We start from the raw sequence: 21,134 nt of genomic DNA, 5'->3' as shown, positions 1-21,134 counted from the left end.
CTTGCCGATGCCGGAGTCAGGCGCGATCGGATCGCGATTATTCCCAGCGGGGTCGATTGCAGCCACTTCAAGCCGCCCCAGGCGGCCCAGCGCGCGGCGGCCCGCCGCGCGCTGGGCGCGCGCGACGACGAATTGTTGATCGGCGCCGTGGGCAGTCTGGAGGCCCGAAAAGGGCATCGCCATCTGATCGACGCGCTGGCCCTGCTCAGTCGTCGCGGCCTTGCTCCACGACTGCTACTGGCCGGCGAAGGCTCGCAGCGCCAAGCCCTGCAGGCCCAGGCCGACGCGGCCGGGCTGACCGGGCGGGTTGCCTTGCTCGGTGGTCTCGCGGATCCACGCGCGCTATTTTGGGCCATCGATATCTTTGCACATCCATCGACGAAAGAGGGGCTTGGAGTCGCATTGCTGGAAGCGATGGCGTGTGGGCAGGCTGTGGTCGCCAGCGCGGCCGGTGGGATGCCCGAGATAGTGGAGCACGAACGCAGCGGGTGGCTGGTGGCGCCAGGGGCACCCGCGGCGTTGGCTGATGCCCTGGCTGCCCTTGCAGGTTCGCCCCACTTGCGCGCCCGAATGGGCGAAGCCGCGCGAATGCGCATCGTCGAGCGCTTCAGTTTGCAGGCGATGGCACGCGGCACGATGGCGCTGTATGAGGAGGTTTTGCTGAAAGGAGATAATCGATGCGCAGTATGACCGGCTACGGGCGAGCGCGGATCGAGCGTGGCGGAGTGCAGGTCAGCGCGGAAGTGCGCTCGGTCAATCAGCGCTTTCTGGAGATCAAGCTCAACCTGCCGCGCGGTTGGGGCGAAGCCGAAGCGGAATTGCGCAAGCAGGTGGGAGCGGTGGTCAGCCGAGGACGAGTCGAGGTTGCGATTCGGGCGCTGAGCAGCCCGCGCGCGGGGGCTGGGTTGCTGGTCAACGAGCGCTTGGCCCGCACCTACGTCAAGGAATTGCGCGCCTTGCAAAAACTTCTTCACCTCGATGGCGAGCTGGGGATAGGGGTGCTGCTGCAGCGACCGGAAATTTTCCAACTTGCTGAGACCGAACCCGATATTGCGGCTGAAGTTGCGATCGGAGGGAAGGCTCTGGCCCGAGCCTTGAAAGCGCTCGATCAAGAACGTGCCCGCGAAGGGGGCGCGTTGGCTAAGGATATGGCCGCGCGGTTGGGACGAATCGGAGCCGCGGTCAAGCAAATCAGCCATCTGGCCGAGCAGTCGCGCGAGGCGATTACGCTGCAGTTCCAAAAGCGGGTGCGAGACCTGGTCAACACCCTGGGGATGGAAGAAATGCGGCTGCTGGATGAAAAGCGGCTTTACGAAGAGGCCGCCAGCGCGGCGCAGCGCGCCGATATCTCCGAAGAGCTGACCCGCCTGAGCGCTCACTTGGAAGCCTTGCGCGCGCTTTTCAAGCGTGCCGAGCCGATCGGCAAGGAAATCGAATTCTGGTTGCAGGAAGTGGGACGGGAGGTGAATACCATCGGCTCGAAGTCGCAGAATGTGGCCCTGTCTCGGCTGGCGGTCGCGATCAAGGGCGAGTTGGAAAAGATGCGGGAACAGGTCCAGAATCTTGAATAGAATCTTTGTTCGCGGCCGTTTCATGTGGCAGCGCGCTCAGATAAGCTAAAGTATGGATTGTTCGCGCCGCGGGATTGTTTTTATCATTTCGGCTCCTTCCGGAGCGGGTAAAACCACGCTGTCGCGAGCGGTTCTAGGGCGGATTCAGGACCTGTCCATGTCGGTTTCGCTAACCACCCGCGCGCCGCGTGAAGGAGAGCGCGCCGGAGTGGACTATGAATTCGTCAGCGCGCCCGAGTTTGAGCGCCGGCGCCAAGCCGGGGAACTGGCGGAATGGGCGCAGGTGTTCGAGGCCTGCTATGGTACCCCGCGCCAACCAGTGGAAGATGCCATTCGGGAGGGGCACGACATCCTGCTGGACATCGACATCCAGGGTGGCCGCCAGTTACGCGAGCGCTACGGCCGCGACGCCGTTTCGATTTTTGTCCTGCCGCCCAGTTTCGAGGATTTGGCGCAGCGCCTGCGGGGGCGTCGGACCGAGAGCGAAGTCGCCATCGCCCATCGCCTAGCGCGCGCGCGCGAGGAAGCCAGTGCGTACCGCGAGTACGATTATTTGATCGTCAACGGCAGTATTGAAGAATCCCTGACTGCGCTGAGCGCAGTGGTGGCCGCCGAGCGCCTCAAGATTCCTCGGCTGCGCGAAGGATTCGCGCCGTGGAAACCGTAGAACCTCCACATCCCGAGCAACTGCGGGAGTTGGTCACCCGGGTCCAATCCTACCATCCCGAAGCCGACCCCGCCTTACTGTGTGCGGCCTACGACTACGCGGCGCACAAGCATGCACAACAGCTACGGATGTCGGGCGAGCCCTACGTCACCCATCCGCTTGCCGTGGCCCTGATAATTGCCCAGCTCAAACTGGACGTGCCCTCCATCGTCGCCTGCTTGTTGCACGATGTGGTCGAAGATACCGCCACGTCGCTGGCCGAAATCCAGCATCGCTTCGGCAACGAAGTGGCCGGACTGGTGGACGGGGTTACCAAAGTTTCCAAAATCACCTTTCAAAGCCGTGAGGAAAAGCAGGCCGAAAACTTCCGCAAAATGATCATCGCGATGGCCCATGACATCCGGGTCGTCCTGATCAAGCTGGCGGATCGTCTGCATAACATGCGCACCCTGGACCATCTGGCCCCGGACCGCCAGGTCGAAATCGCGCGCGAGACCGTGGAAATCTATGCGCCCTTGGCCCATCGGCTGGGCATCTATTGGCTGAAGTCGGAGCTGGAAGACGCTGCCCTGCGCTACCTGGACCCGGCCGGCTATCAGATGCTCAAGTCCTTCGTGGCCAAAACTCGAGTTGAACGCGAACGCTACATCGCCGGAGTGATCGAGATTCTCAACGCCCGCCTGGCCGAGGCTGGGGTCAAAGCGGAAGTAACCGGACGCCCCAAGCATTTCTACTCGATCTACAGCAAGATGCGTAACGAGGGGCTGGCCTTCGAGGAAATCTACGACCTGGTGGCCTTCCGCATCATGATCGCCACGGTGCGCGAGTGTTACGAAGCGCTCGGGGTGGTGCACGCAAACTGGAAGCCCGTGCCGGGTCGCTTCAAGGATTATATCGCGCTGCCCAAGCTCAACATGTACCAATCCCTGCATACCACGGTGATTGGTCCGCGCGGGCAGCGGATGGAAGTCCAGATCCGAACCGAAGAGATGCATCGGGTGGCCGAGGAGGGGATTGCCGCCCATTGGACTTACAAGGAAGGCGAGCGTGGGGTTTCGGCGCGCCAGACCGAGCGCTTTGCCTGGCTGCGCCGGCTGATCGAATGGCAGCAGAACGTGGCCGACCCGCAGGAGTTCCTTTCCACGGTCAAGGAGGATCTCTTTCCCGAGGAGGTTTTCGTCTTTACGCCCAAGGGCGACGTGTTGGACTTTCCTGCCGGCTCGACCGTGATCGACTTCGCCTATCGCATCCATTCCCAGGTTGGCAATCACCTCATCGGCGCGCGGGTCAACGGCAAGATGGTGCCGCTGCGCTACAAGCTGCAGTCGGGCGATACGGTGGAGGTTACCACCTCCGAGAAGCAGACTCCGGGCAAGGATTGGCTCAATTATGCCGCCACGGCGCGCGCCAAGAGTCGTATCCGCCAATGGCTGCGGGCGCAGGAATCGCAGCGTTCGATTGCGCTGGCGGTTACCTTACTGGACAACGAGCTGGAATCCCTGGGGCTTTCGGTCAACCAATTACGCCGCGAGGGACGCCTTCAGGCCGCGCTCAAGGAATTTTCGCAAAAAGACGTCGAGGGGCTGCTGGCGGCGGTCGGCTACGGCATTATCGGCGTCAACCAAATCCTGGCCAAGCTGCTGACCGCCGAGGAACTCAAGAGCTATCGCGGCGAGAAGCCCGAAACCCCGCCGCCGGGTCCCGAGCGCAAGAATGTGCGCAAGAGCAGCACCAGCGCGGTGGTGGTCTCGGGCCTGGGCGACGTGCTGGTGCGCTTCGCCCATTGCTGTAATCCGCTGCCGGGTGAGAACATTATCGGTTTTATCACCCGCGGCCGCGGGGTCACGATCCATCTGGCCAGTTGCTCGCGGGCGCTGGAGACCGATCCGCAGCGGCGCGTGCCGGTAGTCTGGCATACCGGCGACGACACTTCACATCCAATCCGCCTGGAGGTCGTTGGGGTCGATCGACCCGGATTGCTGGCCGCCATCACCAAGACTATCGCCGCCGCCGGGATCAACATCAACAATGCGCAAGTCAAAACCATCGATTTGAGCCAGCGTTCATCCTCGCTGTTCGAGTTGAGCGTCAACAGCGCCAGCCAGCTTAATTCTCTGATGCATTCCATCGGCGCAATCGATGGCGTGCTTAAGGTCACCCGTCTGAGCCACATCAACGGCCACCGTCCCGCCCAGCACTAGCCGACGGCCGGGAGCGGGCGGCACATGGTCTGCCCGAGACACGATCGGGTAGTGCTGGCGCGACGGCGAGCGCCTCACTAGAGTTTCGCCTATGAAAAGCTCGGTCTCATCCAAAGGCGCGCCCAATCCCGGTGGTCCCTATTCGCAGGGAGTCGCCGCTGAGGGCTGGGTATTCTGCTCGGGACAACTGGGCATCGATTCGGCCACCGGTCAGCTCGTGGCCGGGGGCATCGAAGCCGAAACCCGCCGGGTTCTGGCCAATCTGCGCGAGGTGCTGGAAGCGGCTGGCCTGTCGCTTAACGACGTGGTCAAAACCACGGTCTTTTTGGCGGATCTGAAAGAATTCGAAGCGATGAACCGGATCTACCGCGAGCACTTCAAGGAGCCGTTTCCAGCCCGCTCCACGGTGCAGGTGGCGGCGCTGGGACGCGGCGCGCGCATTGAGGTCGAAGCGATCGCATGCCGGCCGCGCTAGCTTGCTATCGCCTCCACGCGCTCTGATCCTGAGCTGGTTACGCGGTAAGAGGCACCTAGGTCAGACCTCGAAGTACAAGCGCGTGCCCAGCACGGAGACTGGGCCACGCGCTTGATTAAACGCCGGGTTGGCAACAAGTTGGTAATCGACGGTCAACTGGACGTTTCTCCAGATTCGGAGGGAGTAGAAGGTCTCCACGACTTTCTCGCTGCCATAGTTCAGCGCGCCGTCCCCGTCCAATATACCCAGGCCGCCTGCCGCCAGGAATTTCTGGTTCTCGGACGAGGCACCGCTGATGACGCCCGCGAGCCCGAAGCAGTCGCCGGGCCTGCGCCACATCTCGCCCGCGACACTCACACCCAGCGATGCCGTCCAGTTGACATCGGTGTACTCTAGCGCCTGGCATCGGCCGTCGTTCCAGCCCAGGCGCGAGAACATTCCGACATGGTGCATAATCTCCTGCTGCCAGTTCAGTCCAAAGCCGTATTTGTAATGATAACCCTGGGCTGGTGAGATATTCGCGTTCGCACCGTTGGCGCGGAGAATGGCCGCCGCGCCGAGGTAGCTGGCCATGTTCGCTTCGTCGAGCCAAGCGAGGAGCCGAATCGCCCCTGGATGGGCGTTGATGCCATAGCGGCGCTCGACTTCCGTCGCCATCGCCCATGAGCGCAAGAACGGGCCGTACGATCCGCGGGCGGGCCACATCAGATACTGGTCGTCACCGGAATCACCAGAGCCAACATTCTGCAAATTGTGGTATGGCGGCATCGTGAAAAATACGTAGCGCAAAGCCCATTTCGGCTGATTTAACTCCATCGCCGCGCCTGTCGTATAGCCGATCGTATCCTGGCCGTAATCCCAAGCCAGGTTGCCCATCATCGCCCAGTTCATGAACTGTGTCCCCGGGTCCTGGGCGTAGACGTTATGGTCCATAACATCCAGTGGGGTGAACCGGCCAACGGTAAAGGTGAGCCGGCAAACGTCCTGTTCGCCTGCCAGGGTGAGCAGGCCGTCACGAACCTGTTCGCGCTGGCCGCCAAGGCCGATGGTCTGGCGCAGGAACAAGCGCGCAAAGGTCAGGTTGGGCGTTTGGGTCCCAGCCTTGAAGGCCTCGCCATTGGGGAAGGCCTCGATGCCGTGCGTGTCGCTCAATCCAAAGCCCTGCCACATCAGTCCGTCCACGTGGGCCTCGGCCCCGCTCCACAAGCGCAAGCCGCCAAAAAAATCGAATCCAAAAGTCTCCTGGGCTTGGCCTGCGTTATCGAGGCTTTGTGGACCCGAATACTTGGCGCGAAAGCTCGGATCGCCTTGCCCGACGACGACTCCCTGAACGTGCCAGTTCCAGATCTGCTCTCCCTCACTGGCCAGGCAATTTCCTGTTGAGGCTCCAAGAAGAGCGCTGCACAGTAACAACAGCGGGCCAAATGCTTGCCGGTCGGGCGCGGTATCGGTGTGAGGTTGCGTAAATTGTCGAGGGAGGCCGCCTGGAAACTCTGGCCCGTTGGTCCCCGAGGGAGCGGTGGGCGAAGCTTTTCTCCGCCGGCTATACAGCAGCCCCGCCGAGGACCAGGCCGCCAACAGAATAAGCGTAACGATTAGACCAAGAGAGGAAGAGTCGAGCTTCTCGGCTAACGTGCGTAGCCCGCCCAGGCGAGAAGCCGCGAATTGAATCCATTCCGCCAGCGCCACGCCCAGGGCGACTCCCGCCGATACACCGGTGACCGTTAGATTGAATGACAGCTTTCTGGCGGGGTCGGAGAAGGCCCAATCGTACATGCCCATCATGAAGGCGCCATCCATCCCGTCGACCAACGCCATTCCCGCCGTAAACATCACCGGAAAGATCATAATGGCCCACAGCGGCAGCGTACCGTGGGAAGCCGCCTCGCCCGAGAAGCCGAGCACCGCAACCTCGGTTGCGGTGTCGAAACCCAGGCCAAAGAGAAACCCGACCACCAGCATCTGCCAACTCGCACTTATTCGCCGGTAGAGGGTGGCAAAGATTCTCCCGATTATGCCGCGTTGGTTGAGCAGCGACTCGAGCTCACGGTTCCAACCGTCGGCCTGTGCGCCGGTTGCGCTGGCGAGTTGGCGCAATTGAACAAAGATGGCGACGTTGATCGCGCCCAGAATGGTCAGGAAACCCGCCGAAGCAAGCCTGCTCAAACTGCTGCCCGACAAGCGGGTGAGAACCTCGTGGCCGACGCGCGAATGGCCGGCTGCGATCATAAGCAGGCACAGGAGCATCACGGTCGCCGAATGTCCGAGCGCGAAGAACACTCCGATGGTGAGGCTGCGCTTTCCATCCTGCCGCAGTTTCCTCGTGACGTTGTCGATCGCCGCAATATGGTCGGCGTCGAAACCGTGCCGCAGGCCGAAGAGAAAGCACAACGCGCCTAGGCCCAGCACCGAGCGGTCTATAGCGGCCGCCAGGCTCGCCAAGGCCAGCCAGGCACTCAACGCCAATAAAGCCAGAGCGCCAAGGAGCACAGCGGCTTGGCGCCGCAATGACCGGCTCATTCGCTTATACGCCAAGCGCAGGGCGCGGCAGGATCCCAAACCTTTATGGGCATAAAAAAACCTCGTTCCTTCAGGAAACGAGGCACACGCAGCCGGTAGGGCAAAGGCTACGGACGCTCCGTTTCCACGCGGAGTTTTGTGTCCGATCCATTTCGGGTAGGTCTCCTGGCTCGTGGCTTACCTAGGGTTTTTCCGACCCTAGCCGCCGCCTTTCAGCCTTCCCCAGGTCAGGGCCTGAGTGGCTCACACCAAAGACGACTTGCCACATACAGTGGCGGGACCGCGCCGGCTTTTCACCGGCTTCCCTGTTATGCCCTTGTGGGCACCCGAAGCGTCAAACTTGCGCTGTCGTGATATCGAAGCGCGGATTTATTGTCAAGCAAACATCCGCTGAGTGATCGTCCAAAGCGATAGAGAAAGGGTGCTCCCCAAAGTCTACCGGCTGTTGGGGAGCACGAAGCACTAAACCGCGGGCAGGCGGGCGAGGGTATTACTTGGCGGCCGAAAAACTGGTTGGGTACAGAATCGAGTTGCTGATATTGGCGACAATCGGTCCACTGGCCTCGCTGGCGTCTCGAGCCGCGATCCATTCGGGATCGCGCTGAAACGCCGCCCATTTCTGGTCCCGCTCGGCGAGCGATTCCCAGCCTAGGATGTAAATTAGATCCTGATTGGACTGGCCAATGCCCACGGTCCAAAAGCCAAGTTGACGAAAGCCATGCTTGTCGAACAGCTTCAAAGTGGCGCCCTCAAAGCGCTTAAGCAGCGCGGGCAGGCGGCCGGGCAGGCAATGATAGATACGTAGTTCATGGATCATCGCGACAAATCCTCCGCTAGACGAAAGCCTGCGCGGCCCACGCTTGGCTGGCAGTGCTTTGGGTCGGGACCGAAAACATTTGCGCATATCCCTTGCGCCAGTGTCAACGTGCGATTGACTACGCTCATGCTTCAGAGCACCCAGCAAAGAGCACCTCGCCAGGATTGACGCTGACAGATCAGGGGCAATAATGAGCCATCCAACCCGGCATTCCGACGGTGCCGGCTTAAGCGAGGCCAATGGCATGGAAGCAGGCGTGTTTCTGCCACTTACGATTCCCGGTACACCGCCCGAGCAGATTGTGGAGTGGGCACGCCGGGCCGAAGCTCGCGGCTTTTCCAGCGTGGCTGCCATCGACCGCCTGGTCTATGGCAACTATGAGCCGTTGCTGGGCTTGGCGGCAGCGGCGGCGGTGACTAGCCGGGTGCGGCTGGCCACTGGGATTCTGATTGCGCCGCTGCGCAACACCGCGCTTTTGGCCAAGGAGCTAGCGACCCTGGATCGGCTCAGCGCGGACCGGCTGGTGGTTGGGCTGGGATTGGGCGGACGGACCGACGACTTTACCGGCGCAGGCCTGGATAGCGAGCGGCGGGGGCGCAAATTGAGCGCGCAAATCCAAGAGATGCGGCGGATTTGGAGCGGCGAAAAGCGGGGGATGGCGGGCGCGATCGGGCCTGCGCCTACTCACCCGCAAGGACCGCCGCTGATCGTCGGCGGGGCCACCGAGGCTGCGCTAAGGCGAGCGGCCCGAGTGGGCGATGGCTGGATTGGCGGTGGTGGCGGCCCCGAGGCTTTCCGCACCAACGTCGCGCGCGTACGCGAACTCTGGCGCGAGGGAGGACGGTCAGGTCAGCCGCGCTTTTTATCGCTTGCCTACTATGCTCTGGGACCCAAGGCGCGATTCCACGCCGAAACCTTTCTGCGCGACTACTACGCCTTTGCCGGGCCAATCGCCGAGCGCCTGGTCAGCGGTGCGGCCCTGGACGAAGCGGCAATCCGCCAGCGCTTGAGTAGTTACCAAGACGCCGGCTGCGACGAATTGCTGTTCGTGCCCTGCGCCTCGGATATCGATCAACTGGAGCGCTTGGCCGACGTCGTCGCCGCGCGCTGAAAACGGCGCGCCGCTAGCCCTGTGTTAACCCCGGCCAGAGTTTGAGCGCGTTGCCGCGATCGATAGCGTTACGCTGCTCGCTGCTATGTAGTTGCGGCGCGGTGTGGGTCTTCACCTCTTCCCGCACCACGCGGTCGTTGGCGAAAGGCCAATCGCTGCCATATAGGATGCGCTCGGGGTCGGCGATGGTGCGCAGGGCGTTCATCGTGGTCGGTCCGCATGACAGCGCATTGTCGTAATAGAAATGGCGCATCCCGGCGAACACCTGTTCGGGCGTGAGCTGGGGCAAGTAGCTGGCCACCATCGGCGCGGTCGATAGCCGCCAGGCGAAATAGGGCATCGTGCCGCCGGCATGGGCCAGGATGAAGCGGATGCGCGGATAGCGTTGCAACGCGCCGGAAAAGAGCAAATTGACGGCGGCGCGAGTGGTATCGAAGACATACTCCATCAGGAAGCCGGGCCAGGGCAGATCGATCTGAGAGGTGAGGGGATGGAGCGCCGGATGGATGAAGGCGACGGCGTTTTGTTCGTTCAGCGCCGCCATCAGTGGATCGTACAGCGGGTCGCCCAGGAACTTGCCGGCATAGTTGGCGAACAGGCAGACCCCCTGAAAATTGAGCTGGTCCAGCGCGTAGGTGGCTTCCGCGATGGCGTCGGCCATCCGATGCATCGGGAGGGTGGCGAAGGCGCCGAAGCGGCGCGGCCATTGGGCGCGCAGTTCCGCGGCGTAATCGTTGCATCGACGCGCCAGCGCGCGGGCCTCGTCCGGGGCGGTGAAATGGACTCCGGGTGCGGCGATCGAGGTGATGCCCAGCGCGATCTCGTAGCGGTCCATCATTTCCAGGGCCAGCGCCGGAGACCATTGGGGATAGCGGCCCATGGCGGGGCCGGTGCCAGCCGCGTAGGCGGCCTCCTGAAAAAATTGCGGGATAAAGTGGAAGTGCACGTCGATGCGCTCAGCCGCGGCCATGGTGGATCCTCCTGCAAGGAAGCGGGCCGATTCCTGTCCGCTTGTGGCGCATCCTAGCCGCCGGCTGCCGTCGCGCTCAAGCGCGCCGCCTGTGCCCCGCTCCGCTGGCGGGCTCTGCCCGCGGAACCTGTTCCCACTGTTTTCCTAAGCTTGTCAGCTGAATCGTGGAGCTTTGGATAGATATGGTTGTAAAAGCAAATTCGGGTTATTTAAAGTGTTCAAGAACAGACCAGCGAGCAACCTTGGCCGGCCGAGCCGGAGGCTTGTCAGCGTAATCGGCATGGCGATGAAAAGATGCGCAAGGGGGGATGAGCGTGAGTGACGAGCAACCCGTGACGGCAGGTGAAGTCCTGTACAGACCGTTTGGCCGAGGTCGAGCGAATCCGCCAGCACGTCGGGACGTCGCTGACCGAACTGATCTTCCGCGAAGATCAGCGAATCGCCCGGCTTCAGGAAGATGTCGAGCGGGGCGTCGAGGGAGCGGCCGGCAACCTCCGCCAAGCCGAGATGCGCCAGGCCGAATTGATGGAGCGCCGGAATAGGCGGCGCGAAGAACTTGAGCGCCAGCGGTCGCTCACCCTTCAGGGTCTCGAACGGATGACAGCCGTTCTGGTCCTTCCGCATCCCGAACCAGAACAACCCGAGGTTCGCAATCTCCGGCCCGACCCGGAGACCGGACAAATCGCCATGCGGGTGGCGATGGAGTACGAGCGGTCGCAGGGTCGCGTTGTCGCGGATGTTCATGAGAAGAATCTTGGATGCGACATAACGACGTTCGATGCGAACTCCGGCGAACTGCGCCTGATCGAGGTGAAGGGGCTGGCCGGCGACGAGGGCGTTGTTGCCCTCACCCCGAATGAGAAGCGGACCGGCGAAGACAGACGTGACTGTTACTGGCTGTACGTCGTGACTCGCTGCAAACAGCCGGATGGCCCGCGGCTGATGACGATCAGAGACCCCGCGCAACTGGAATGGGACGAGATCCGGAGAATTGACTATTATGCGCTTCGTGCGGCCAGCCTTGAGGCCAGAGCGTGAAGGTTCGCGAGGTTATTCAGATGCTCGAAGACGACGGATGGTATGTTGTAGCCACGCGCGGCAGCCATCGGCAATTCAAGCATCCATCCAAACCGGGACGCGTTACCGTGGCCGGAAAGCCATCGGATGACCTTGCGCCGGGGACATTGAATAGCATCTTCAAACAGGCTCAGATCAAGCGAGGGCAATAGATATGCGCTACGCGGTTGTGATCGAAAGGGCTGACGGCAATTACTCGGCTTATGTGCCGGACCTGCCGGGATGCGTCGCCACGGGCGCGACGGTCGAGGAAGCCGAACGCGAAATCAAAGAGGCGATACGCTTCCATCTCGATGGTTTGCGCCAGGACGGCGCGCCGGTCCCGTCGCCCTCGGCGGTGTGCGAGTACGTCGACGCGTGAAAGCCGGTTCGCGCAGAACGAACAACGCCCGCCGAAGATCGCCCGCGAGAGCTATTGACCGTATGTCGTTTTTCGTTGCAAACGGGCGGATCGGCCTCGACCGATGACGATCAAGGACCCCGCGCAACTGCAATGGGACGAGATTCGGAAGATCGACCACTACGCGCCCAAGGTTGCTGCGTTGGAGGGATAACAAAACGCATGAACGGCCATTGCCCTATCTGTAAGCATGACTGCGAACTTGAGTTGAAAGACCACGATGCGAACGTTAAATGTCCTCGCTGCGGCAAATTTACAGCATTGTGTGCGCGCACCACAGACCTCTGGACCTGAACATTCCCGCACGTCCCGCCGTTTCTTGTCGCCAAGGGGGCGGATCCGACCGACACCAGCAAGGTGGGACAGCTACTTGCGCCTTACCTGTCGATATACGTTCGCGAGCAGACCGACAGCGGGCATGGCCGGGTCGAAATTGACCTAGGGACGGCAAATAAACTTGAAGAACTCGCCGAAACCTATGCCAACACTCCGGCCACGGCGAAACCGGACAAGTTGCTTCGCCTGCTGGAGCGCCGGACCTCACACCCGGGCGCCCCAGCGACCGTCAACGCAGAGCTAGACTACCCTGCGATTCACGCCGTATCTGCGGTCGAGTTCGACTACCACCTCAAGCACTTGGTATCCGAGGGTTGGATCTCAAAACCGACTGGGTTAGGCGCGCTAGTTTCGACGCTGAGCCCCGAGGAGAATGCTGACCGCGAGGCATCGATAACACACGCCGGATGGGCGAAGCTCGGCGCGACGGGAAGCGGCTCCCGCAGTGCGTTTGTGGCCATGTCCTTTGACAACAGCCTCGACAGCGCCTTCTCCGATGGCATTGAGCCTGCGATCCGGCAAGCCGGCTATGAACCGCTGCGCGTCGACAAGGTGCACCACAACGAGAAGATATGCGATCGCATCGTAGTTGAGATCCGACGGTCTCGGTTCTTGGTCGCCGATGTAACGATGCAGCGGCAGGGCGTCTACTTCGAAGCGGGTTTCGCAATGGCGCTCGGCTTACCCGTTATCTGGTGCTGTCGGACGGACGATTTCAACAACGTCCATTTTGACACCCGCCAGTACAACCACATTGTCTGGGAGCAACCCGCCGAACTGCGCCAGCAACTTGCGGATAGGATACGAGCGACTATTGGAGCGGCGCGGTGATCCCCAAGGAATGTAAGCGGCTGGCGGAGGTGGATTTTCCGATTGCGGTGGTGAGCGCGCATTCGGCGCGCGAGAAGTCCGTTCGGCACGGGCATCCGAGCACACTTCATCCGTGGTGGGTGCGACGGCCGCCCGCGGTATGCCGCGCGATGCTGTTCGCGCTGCTGCTACCCGACCCCTGCGGTCCCAGCTGCCCGGATGGTCGGCGCGGAGATAAAGAAACAGGCCGAAAAGGAACTCGCGCAGTATTATCCGCCCGATCCTGATGGAGCCGTTCCCATCGCGTGCCTGTGGGCGCGGACCGTCCGATGCGAATCGCCGAACTGCGGCGCCGAGATTCCGCTGGTGCGCTCGTTCTGGCTCTGCAAGAAGGCGAGCCGACTTCGAGCCCTTAAATATGAAGTGAGACGGCCCGAAGGTCAGCCGCGCTATATCGAGCCTGAAGTCTTCCAACCGAAGAGCGAGAAGCAGGTCGCGCGCGGAACCGTCGCACGAGGTAATGCGACCTGCCCGGCATGCGAAAGGGTGCTGCCGGTCGAACGGGTGCGCGTGCAATTGCGCGAACAAAGCGGCGGCGCGGATACCGGTCTTCGACGCGAGGGGTAATCGCATCGGTAGCGCGCGCCTGCTCGATGCCATGCTTTTGGCCGTTCCAAGGTAGTAAAACCACTTGAAAAAACATGGGAAAACTATGTAATTTATCCATGGTACGGCCATGGTCAGAGGGTCGAGAGAATGGCTGAGCGGGTCGACACACGGACGACCGGTTCCGAATTTGATGGGATCGGGTTGGATGAACCGGGGTCGGACCTGGAAGTGCGAAGCCATTCGGAAGGCAGGAAGAGGCAAGAGGAACCGGCCAAGGGCAAGCTAGTCGATCCACGCAAGGACTACAGCGAGTTTGACGGCATCCGTTCGAGCGGTTGATTTGGTCGATGGTCTGCGCGCGTGCAGACTTGAACGCATCGCCAGGCCGATAAGGAAGTCATCATGCGGAAAGTACAATTTGAATTCACGGACGAGACGTACGCTGCGATAAACAGTCTCGCAGAGGTTACCGGCGCGCGGTCCATGTCGGCCGTTATCAGAGACGCGCTGAAAATCTACGCATGGCTAATCGACGAGCAGCGCGCCGGGCGCAAGATCATGTCGCAAGATCCGAAGACTCACGAGACAAAAGAGTTGGTGCCACTGACGGTGTCGCATCAAGCTGTCGCAGCGGCCCGCGCCTAGATGCGGCGTGCCACACCAGCTTGAGCTTCGGGTAGCAGGACAGCGTGGCCCGCCACGAAGAGCCTTCGCCTGAGAAGGTAGATCCCAGAGGCGTAGCCCCGGAGGCTCCGCAAGCTTTCGCGGCGAAGAATTTTGCGGGTATCGAGGAGTCACAAGAGGTTGCACGCCATTGGGCGCAGAAATTCCTTTTCTACTTGATCGCTGGCTGCCTGGTGTTTCTGGCGCTGTTCGATGCCTCGCTGCTCCTCCCCTCCGTTCACGTAGAGACAAAAGTGATCATCACCGTGAACGGTGCGTTCGCGGGTGGTTCGGGCCTGCTGGGCTTATGCGCCAGCTACATTCTGGCGCCTTACAAGACACCGCGTGCCCGCAGGACTTCGCGCAAGACTACAAATTGACCGGGATGCGCCAGCTCCCTGATGCCTCTTTGCGTACCCGAATCCACGGACGAGGTGAGTCAGGACTTACGCTGGCGTTTTCAATAAAACGCGCGTACATGCACGTGTGTCAAGTTGAGGAGTGAGCACATGCGGTCATGAGGACAGCTCGAAGTTAATGGAGCCTTGGTACAGAGTCGGTCAGCCAATGACGAGGCGGAAATCGGTGAAGTCGTTCGCCGACGGCTCTTCGACGATCTCGGGAAAGAGTCCATACGCAAAACCGCTGCACTGAGTTACGCGAATTGGTGCTTCGACCATCGAGCGGAGCTGCCCCCGGAGTGGACCGCGGTGGATAGCGCCGCTACCGAGGCGAAGGCTCGGGACTTCCTGCGCACCCGTTTCGAGCAGTGCTATCCGTTTCATCCGTCAACTCTGACCGTCTTTCAGCGCAAATGGCGCTCGTTGACGCAGTTCCAGCAGACGCGCGGAACCCTCGCGATGTTCGCCCAATGGGTCTCGATTGCATTCGGAAAGGCCACAGGGAAGCGCGACGCGAGGCTGTCATAACATTAGGCTCGGCGCCGCTTCACGTTCGCGAGTTCCGCTCGGTTGTTGTGGGTCAGCTTGGCGAGGTTCGGCTGGATCCCGCGCTCGACAGCGATATTGCCGGCACCCAAAACAAGGCTGCGGCTCTGGATACCGATGTTACGAAAGGGCCGCTCAAGGACATCCATCGTCGCGTCGGCACGACGATTCTGTTCGAGTCGTCGGGAGGCCAGAGCGATCGGATCGCGCATCTACCCGAGCTGCGATTCGCCCTCGGCGAACCCGAAGTCGATACGACCAGTATCGATAACGCGGCCTCGGCAGTGGAAAGTAAGTCTTTCTATATCCGCAAGGCTGGTACAGACGGCTACCGGTTCGGACTAAAGCCGAAGCTTGAAAAGGTCGTTTACGATCGGCGTGCCTCGCTGGATGACGCGGAAATCAAAAAAGCGAGCGAGAAACTGGTCGAGGGACAATTTCTCGCAGGGTGAGGAAGTTCCACCAGACGCCTCTGCGCCAAGGGCGGAGGACGCGGCACAACCACCGAGGCCGCAACCTGCTACGGTCGCCGCCGCCCCCAAGACGATCATTCTGACCGGCGTAATTCCGCCGGAGTTGTGGAACAAGGTCGGCGTACGACTGATTCCGAAACTGCGATCGAACGCGCAACCGACTTTGGGCATAAACTTCTCCGTGGATATCGACTCCGGCCACGCCGAAAACTTGCTGCGTGAAATTCAGCAGGCGCTGGCCGATCTGGAGCTGATCGGGAAGATCAGGCTTGAGCCGAGGTGAGGATTTCGCGCGGCCGGGCGCGGTTTGGCGCCGGGAAGCTTGCCGGAGGGAAACACTGTGAAAGCACAGCGACGTTTGAAAAGGTTCTCAACGGCCTTTGCCGGGCGCCGGGCGAGGAGCACAGACTGATTTGCGGAAGCGTGGGCGGCGGACTCGCTTGAGCGGCCAGCGCGTCGTTTAATTGCCAAATTCGCGCGCTGGGCGGTATGCTAGCATCCCTGTGTCGAACGGTAAGCTTGCGGTCTGGCGCGGGACCTCCTATCCACTGGGAGCTACTTGGGACGGTCAAGGGGTTAATTTTGCGCTTTTTTCCGAGCACGCGGAAAGAGTCCAGCTCTGTATCTTCGATGCGCGCTCCCAGCATCAGACCCATGTGATTAACCTGCCCTGGCAGACCGACCAAGTCTGGCATTGCTATTTGCCCGAGATGCGACCGGGTACCCTATACGGCTACCGGGTTTACGGTCCCTACGATCCCAAACGCGGTCTGCGCTTTAATCCCAACAAGCTGCTGCTCGATCCCTATGCCAAGCAAATCGTGGGACCGCTGCGTTGGTCCGATAGCTTATTCGGCTATCGGATCGGCAGCCCGCGCGAGGATTTCTCCTTCGACCGGCGCGACAGTGCGCCGGCGATGCCCAAGTCGCGGGTGATCGAGACTGCGTTTTCCTGGGCCGACGACAAACCTCCTGCGACCCCGCTGCACGACACCGTTATTTACGAGCTGCATGTCAAAGGCCTCACTGCACGCCATCCCGATCTGCCACCTCACCTGCGCGGCAGTTATGCCGGTTTGGCCACCGAGCCGATGATCGAATACTTCCAGCGGCTGGGTGTGACCGCATTGGAGCTGATGCCGGTGCATGCTTTCATCGACGATCGGCGTTTGATCGACAACCGGCTGCGTAACTACTGGGGCTACAACTCGGTCGGCTATTTCGCGCCCGACATGCGCTATAGCGCCAGTGGTACCGTACAAGAGTTCAAATCGATGGTTAAGCGGCTGCATTCCGCCGGCCTGGAAGTCATTCTCGACGTGGTTTACAACCACACCGCCGAGGGCAGCCATCTGGGCCCCACGCTAAGCTTTCGCGGAATCGACAACGAGGCTTACTACCGCCTGTCGCCGGACGATCCGCGCTATTACGTTGATTTTACCGGCTGCGGCAATACCCTCAACATGCGCCATCCGCGCGTCCTCCAACTCATCATGGACAGCCTGCGCTATTGGGTGCAGGAGATGCACGTGGATGGCTTCCGGTTCGATCTCGCCGCGGCGCTGGCGCGCGAGCTGTTCGAGGTCGATAAGCTCAGTGCCTTTTTCGATATCGTGCATCAGGATCCGATCCTGGCGCCCGCCAAGCTTATCGCCGAGCCCTGGGATCTGGGCCAGGGCGGTTACCAGGTGGGCAATTTCCCAATCGGCTGGGCGGAATGGAACGGCCGCTATCGCGACGCCGTGCGGGCCTATTGGAAGGGGGAGGGTGGAATCATCGGCGACCTGGCTTACCGCTTGACCGGTTCCAGCGACCTATACGGGGAGAGCGGGCGGCGCCCTTATGCCAGTGTCAATTTTGTCACCTGCCACGACGGTTTCACCTTGCGCGATCTGGTCAGTTACAACCAAAAGCACAACGAGGCCAATGGCGAAGATAATCGCGACGGGGAAAACAACAACCTAAGCTGGAACTGCGGCGTCGAAGGACCCACTGACGATCCCTCGATCAATCGCCTGCGCGAACAACAGCAACGTAATTTTTTGGCCACCTTGATGCTCTCACAGGGAGTGCCGATGCTTTCACATGGCGATGAGCTTGGGCGCACCCAGCAAGGCAACAACAATGCCTACTGCCAGGATAGCGAACTCAGTTGGACGGATTGGAGCACCTCGCCGACCAGGCTGCTGGAGTTCGTGCGCCGGCTTATCGCCTTGCGCAAGCGCCACCCGGTCTTCCGCCGCCGCCAGTTTTTTCAGGGGCGGCGTATCCGGGGCAGTGAACTCAAAGATATCATGTGGCTGACCCCCGACGGCGACGAGATGACCGACGAGGAATGGAATCAGCATTTCGCTCGCTGCCTGGGAGTCTTCCTCGCCGGCTCGGCCACCGGCGAGATCGACGAGCGCGGCCTGGCCGTCACCGACGACGATTTCGTGCTCCTCCTGAACTCGCACTACGAGCGGATCGATTTTCATATCCCCCCGCTGGCCGACGATGGGCCCTGGCGGGTGCTGATCGATACCAGCCGCGCCGATGGCGGCGCCGACGACAATCGCCAACTTTCTCATGGTGAAGCCTTCGCGCTGGAAGGCCGCTCGCTGGCGCTGTTGACGCGCTCACTGCGTCAACTCTCCCCGGCTGGTTAACCGTCGGGTCTCCCTCGTTGCCGGAATTACCCTTGCTCGAAAAGTGGTGGCTTGCTTGGTGACCGCGGGCTTGGGAGCACCCAAGGTTTTTCAGCGCCCTCCCAGGCGAGCCCGGTCGTGCGGCGCCATCCAATTGACCCGCGGAATCTTGGGAATAATCCCGTTGGGATTAACCCGCTTGATCCCATAGTAGTTGATAACGATATGGTCCAGCCGCACGCATTCCGCCACGCCCGGCTGCTGATATAGATCGAGCATGTAGTTGTACAGATTGTGGTAGCTCTCCAAGCGGCGCAGGTTGCACTTGAACAGGCCGTAGTAAGCCGCGTCGAAACGCACCAGGGTGACGAACAGCCGCCAGTCGGCCTCGCTGATAGTGTTGCCGACCAGGTAGCGTTGATGGGCCAACCGCTCCTCCAAGGTATCCAGCCCGATGAAGACGTTTTCCACCGCTTCGTCGTAAGCTTGCTGGGTGGTGGCGAAGCCGGTCTTGTACACGCCATTGTTGATGTTGTGGTAGACGAACTCGTTGATACGGTCGATTTCGGGCCTCAGGGCCGCCGGATAGTAATCTCCCGGCTTGGCGCCGACCCCATCAAAGGCGCTGTTGAACATGCGCAGAATTTCGGACGACTCGTTGTTGACGATCGTGCGCTTTTGCCGATCCCACAGGGTTGGCACGGTGCAACTGCCGGTGTAACTGGGGCGCGCCGCGGCGTAGGCCTCGTATAGATAATGGAAGCCGTTGACCTGGTCGATGGTCGAGCCGGGAAAGCTGTCCTCGAAGGTCCAGCCGCCCTCGGTCATCGCCGGCAGCGAGATCGAAATTGAAACCAGGGTTTCCAGCCCCTTGAGCTTGCGCATGATGATCGTGCGATTAGCCCACGGACAGCCATAAGCGACATACAAATGATAGCGGCCGGGTTCGGCCTTGTAGCCAGACGAACCGTCGGCGGTAATGAAATCGCGAAACTGGCTGTCGGCGCGGATAAAACGACCGCCAACATTGGGACGGATCTCAGGGCTCCATTTGCCTTCGATCAGCATCGGCATGGGACTTAGCTCCTCGTATGGTCCGAACGAATTTGCGGCCGCGGCCTGTTCCGAACAGGCCCCAGGTTAGCATTGTAAGCGCCGCTGCGTGAACCCGTGCCTGAGGCGATCGCGCCGCGCGCAAGGCAAAGGCACCGGCGGCGGGGCGAGTTAGCCCGCCGCCGGTGGTGGAGCGGAGCCGAGGCTGCAGCTCAGTTCACGGTGACCGTGCTCACGGTGGTCGGCAAACCCAGGATGCCCAAGATGCCGCCCAAGCTGCAGGGATGGTTTGCCCCGCCGCTACGATGACTTGGCTGTTGGAGCCGCTAGCCTGGGTGCCCGGCTTGAGGGCCTGGGCAAAATCGGGAACGAACGCGCCGATATTGGGAACGCCCCAGCCGCTTTAGCAACCAGTCGCTAGCAATGTCATCAAGTTAAAAGTTAAGGCAATTACTTAGGTGGGTGCGCCGCTCGGTTCTGACCGGGCCCCAAACCTGCCCAATGGCGGCCAGGGCCAGGTTCGTGCTAACTACGCAACACGCTCGACAACCGGTCCGGAGGAGGAACAATGACGGAGCTGGAAGAGACGATTAAACAGCTTACCCACGGGCTTCTGCATAAGGAGCTTTACGTCTATCACACCGTGCCCGCGGCCCCGCTCAGCGAAATTCAAAAGCATCTGCCGGCCCACCTTGAATATCAGTTTCGCCTGGAGAAGGAGGGCATCATGTTCGCCGCGGGTCCGTTAGCCAACGAAGACGGCACGCCGGCGGGTGGTATGATCGTGGTGCGGGCGCAGTCCTTTGCCGCGGCGCGCGCGATTGCGGAGGCCGACCCGATGCATCGCGCCGGAGCGCGCACGTTTACGCTACGGCGCTGGACCGTAAACGAAGGCTCGCTCTCGGTGCGGGTCCACTACTCCGACCAAACCGCGAAGATCGATTGAGATTACGCTGGGTAGGGCGAAGGGGTTTGGCCTCAGGTAGCCAGCAGTCGCTGGACCTCGGGCCAGCTTTGGCGCCCGACCGAGGCCATCGCGGCCGCCTCGTCTTCCGTGAGCCACCGGCCAATTGCGGCGGCGTAGTTGGGACGCTCGCGGACGGCCTCATACCAGCGCGTCAGATGTGGCCGGGCCGGCCGCCACAGGCCTTCCAACCCCAATCGCGCGAGTCGGTCCACATAGGGGATCATCGCAATATCGGCCAGCGAATAATCCTCGCCTAAAAGCCATCGGCAGCGGGTGAGGACACCCTCCATGTCAGCCAGCATTTTATCGTAGCTCCGCAGCAGACCGGTTACGTCGGGCGCGCGCAGCCCATGGATGATCCAATCCTGGCGCCGTTTGAGCATCGCTGGATGGAAGCTTTGCTCGGCCACTTGGCGAAACTCCTCGGGCGCCATCGCCGCGACTTCCGCCGGTGTGCGCTTAATCACCGCATAGCGAAAATAGGTGCTGAAGGTGACCGCCGCGCAGGCCGCATGAATGGATTCATCGGGCAGCTTGGTCCACAGCCGCATTTGTGCCCGTGCGTAAGGCTCGGCTGGACGCAGCGGGCGTTGAGGAAAGGCTTCTTCCAGATACTCGCAGATCACTGTCGATTCACGGATTGCGCGACCGTCGTGTACCAGGGTGGGGACCACCCCTCGAGGATTGAGTTTCAAGTAGTCGGGTTGATGCTGCTGGCCGGCAAAAATATCCACGAAGCGCTCGCGCCACGCCAAGCCTTTTTCTTCCAGCACCAGTCGGACCCGCTGCGCGCATACTGAATTACCGTGATGGTACAGCTCGAGCATCGCTATGCCCTCC

The 21,134-nt window shown here is 61.3% G+C and carries 22 protein-coding genes and 1 riboswitch; of the genes, 17 read left to right on the top strand and 5 right to left on the bottom strand.

The annotated features are described in order from the left end of the window. The 5 genes from VKV28_09670 to VKV28_09650 form a co-directional block, all read left to right on the top strand. Positions 1 to 690, top strand: a 690-nt coding sequence (locus VKV28_09670) for a glycosyltransferase family 4 protein (protein ID HLH77059.1), incomplete at its 5' end; no start/stop codon positions are given. After that, positions 678 to 1,571: a YicC/YloC family endoribonuclease gene (locus VKV28_09665; protein ID HLH77058.1), complete on the top strand. Its 894-nt coding sequence runs from the start codon at positions 678 to 680 to the stop codon at positions 1,569 to 1,571. The genes VKV28_09670 and VKV28_09665, both read left to right, overlap by 13 nt. A gap of 52 nt (positions 1,572 to 1,623) precedes the next feature. Then, a complete protein-coding gene (gene gmk, locus VKV28_09660) occupies positions 1,624 to 2,238 on the top strand; it encodes a guanylate kinase (protein HLH77057.1) in 615 nt (204 codons plus the stop codon). Next, positions 2,226 to 4,439, top strand: a complete 2,214-nt coding sequence (locus VKV28_09655) for a bifunctional (p)ppGpp synthetase/guanosine-3',5'-bis(diphosphate) 3'-pyrophosphohydrolase (GenBank protein ID HLH77056.1) — start codon at positions 2,226 to 2,228, stop codon at positions 4,437 to 4,439. The genes gmk and VKV28_09655 overlap by 13 nt, the downstream gene beginning before the upstream one ends. Before the next feature lie 91 nt (positions 4,440 to 4,530). Further along, the gene (locus tag VKV28_09650; GenBank protein ID HLH77055.1) at positions 4,531 to 4,914 is read left to right on the top strand and encodes a RidA family protein; all 384 of its coding nucleotides are present in this window, start codon (positions 4,531 to 4,533) and stop codon (positions 4,912 to 4,914) included. Between the two features lie 60 nt (positions 4,915 to 4,974). On the opposite strand, the gene VKV28_09645 is transcribed toward VKV28_09650, so the two are convergent. Next, positions 4,975 to 7,434, bottom strand: coding sequence for a carbohydrate porin (locus VKV28_09645; protein HLH77054.1), 2,460 nt, complete (start codon positions 7,432 to 7,434; stop codon positions 4,975 to 4,977). 137 nt (positions 7,435 to 7,571) lie between these two features. Beyond that, positions 7,572 to 7,779: riboswitch (cobalamin riboswitch) on the bottom strand. 145 nt (positions 7,780 to 7,924) lie between these two features. Beyond that, on the bottom strand, positions 7,925 to 8,251 hold the full coding sequence (locus VKV28_09640; protein HLH77053.1) for an NIPSNAP family protein: 327 nt from the start codon (positions 8,249 to 8,251) through the stop codon (positions 7,925 to 7,927). A 190-nt stretch (positions 8,252 to 8,441) separates the two neighbouring features. Here VKV28_09640 and VKV28_09635 point away from each other — a divergent pair, with 190 nt between their 5' ends. Then, the gene (locus tag VKV28_09635; GenBank protein HLH77052.1) at positions 8,442 to 9,362 is read left to right on the top strand and encodes an LLM class flavin-dependent oxidoreductase; all 921 of its coding nucleotides are present in this window, start codon (positions 8,442 to 8,444) and stop codon (positions 9,360 to 9,362) included. 13 nt (positions 9,363 to 9,375) lie between these two features. On the opposite strand, the gene VKV28_09630 is transcribed toward VKV28_09635, so the two are convergent. Then, positions 9,376 to 10,332 (bottom strand): amidohydrolase family protein, encoded by a 957-nt coding sequence (locus tag VKV28_09630; protein ID HLH77051.1) that lies wholly within the window; start codon positions 10,330 to 10,332, stop codon positions 9,376 to 9,378. Positions 10,333 to 10,695: 363 nt separating this feature from the next. On the opposite strand from VKV28_09630, the gene VKV28_09625 reads away from it, so the two are divergent. From VKV28_09625 to glgX, 10 genes are all read left to right on the top strand, one after another. Then, complete coding sequence (locus tag VKV28_09625) at positions 10,696 to 11,370, top strand: DUF3883 domain-containing protein (GenBank protein HLH77050.1); 675 nt, start codon at positions 10,696 to 10,698, stop codon at positions 11,368 to 11,370. Continuing rightward, positions 11,367 to 11,561 (top strand): type II toxin-antitoxin system HicA family toxin, encoded by a 195-nt coding sequence (locus VKV28_09620; protein ID HLH77049.1) that lies wholly within the window; start codon positions 11,367 to 11,369, stop codon positions 11,559 to 11,561. The genes VKV28_09625 and VKV28_09620 overlap by 4 nt, the downstream gene beginning before the upstream one ends. Positions 11,562 to 11,563: 2 nt before the next feature. After that, positions 11,564 to 11,770, top strand: coding sequence for a type II toxin-antitoxin system HicB family antitoxin (locus VKV28_09615; GenBank protein ID HLH77048.1), 207 nt, complete (start codon positions 11,564 to 11,566; stop codon positions 11,768 to 11,770). A 396-nt stretch (positions 11,771 to 12,166) separates the two neighbouring features. Then, complete coding sequence (locus VKV28_09610) at positions 12,167 to 12,976, top strand: hypothetical protein (GenBank protein ID HLH77047.1); 810 nt, start codon at positions 12,167 to 12,169, stop codon at positions 12,974 to 12,976. 198 nt (positions 12,977 to 13,174) lie between these two features. Next, a complete protein-coding gene (locus VKV28_09605; protein ID HLH77046.1) occupies positions 13,175 to 13,582 on the top strand; it encodes a hypothetical protein in 408 nt (135 codons plus the stop codon). A gap of 384 nt (positions 13,583 to 13,966) precedes the next feature. Further along, on the top strand, positions 13,967 to 14,209 hold the full coding sequence (locus tag VKV28_09600; GenBank protein ID HLH77045.1) for a ribbon-helix-helix protein, CopG family: 243 nt from the start codon (positions 13,967 to 13,969) through the stop codon (positions 14,207 to 14,209). A gap of 44 nt (positions 14,210 to 14,253) precedes the next feature. Continuing rightward, entirely contained in the window at positions 14,254 to 14,607 is a 354-nt protein-coding gene (locus VKV28_09595; GenBank protein HLH77044.1) for a hypothetical protein, read from the top strand. 491 nt (positions 14,608 to 15,098) lie between these two features. Continuing rightward, on the top strand, positions 15,099 to 15,626 hold the full coding sequence (locus VKV28_09590) for a hypothetical protein (protein HLH77043.1): 528 nt from the start codon (positions 15,099 to 15,101) through the stop codon (positions 15,624 to 15,626). A 124-nt stretch (positions 15,627 to 15,750) separates the two neighbouring features. After that, positions 15,751 to 15,930 (top strand): hypothetical protein, encoded by a 180-nt coding sequence (locus VKV28_09585; protein HLH77042.1) that lies wholly within the window; start codon positions 15,751 to 15,753, stop codon positions 15,928 to 15,930. Between the two features lie 220 nt (positions 15,931 to 16,150). Next, positions 16,151 to 18,295, top strand: a complete 2,145-nt coding sequence (gene glgX, locus VKV28_09580; protein HLH77041.1) for a glycogen debranching protein GlgX — start codon at positions 16,151 to 16,153, stop codon at positions 18,293 to 18,295. 90 nt (positions 18,296 to 18,385) lie between these two features. Here glgX and VKV28_09575 read toward each other — a convergent pair whose 3' ends face one another. Continuing rightward, a complete protein-coding gene (locus VKV28_09575; protein ID HLH77040.1) occupies positions 18,386 to 19,348 on the bottom strand; it encodes a glutathione S-transferase family protein in 963 nt (320 codons plus the stop codon). A gap of 547 nt (positions 19,349 to 19,895) precedes the next feature. Here VKV28_09575 and VKV28_09570 point away from each other — a divergent pair. Beyond that, positions 19,896 to 20,273 (top strand): YciI family protein, encoded by a 378-nt coding sequence (locus VKV28_09570; GenBank protein ID HLH77039.1) that lies wholly within the window; start codon positions 19,896 to 19,898, stop codon positions 20,271 to 20,273. A 32-nt stretch (positions 20,274 to 20,305) separates the two neighbouring features. Here VKV28_09570 and VKV28_09565 read toward each other — a convergent pair whose 3' ends face one another. Then, positions 20,306 to 21,121 (bottom strand): glutathione S-transferase family protein, encoded by an 816-nt coding sequence (locus VKV28_09565; protein HLH77038.1) that lies wholly within the window; start codon positions 21,119 to 21,121, stop codon positions 20,306 to 20,308. Positions 21,122 to 21,134 lie beyond the last annotated feature (13 nt).

The organism is Candidatus Binataceae bacterium, from assembly GCA_035294265.1.
Taxonomy (GTDB): domain Bacteria; phylum Desulfobacterota; class Binatia; order Binatales; family Binataceae; genus DATGLK01.
The sequence above is the reverse complement of the archived record's forward strand: the minus strand, read 5'-3'. Positions and strand labels throughout refer to the sequence as shown.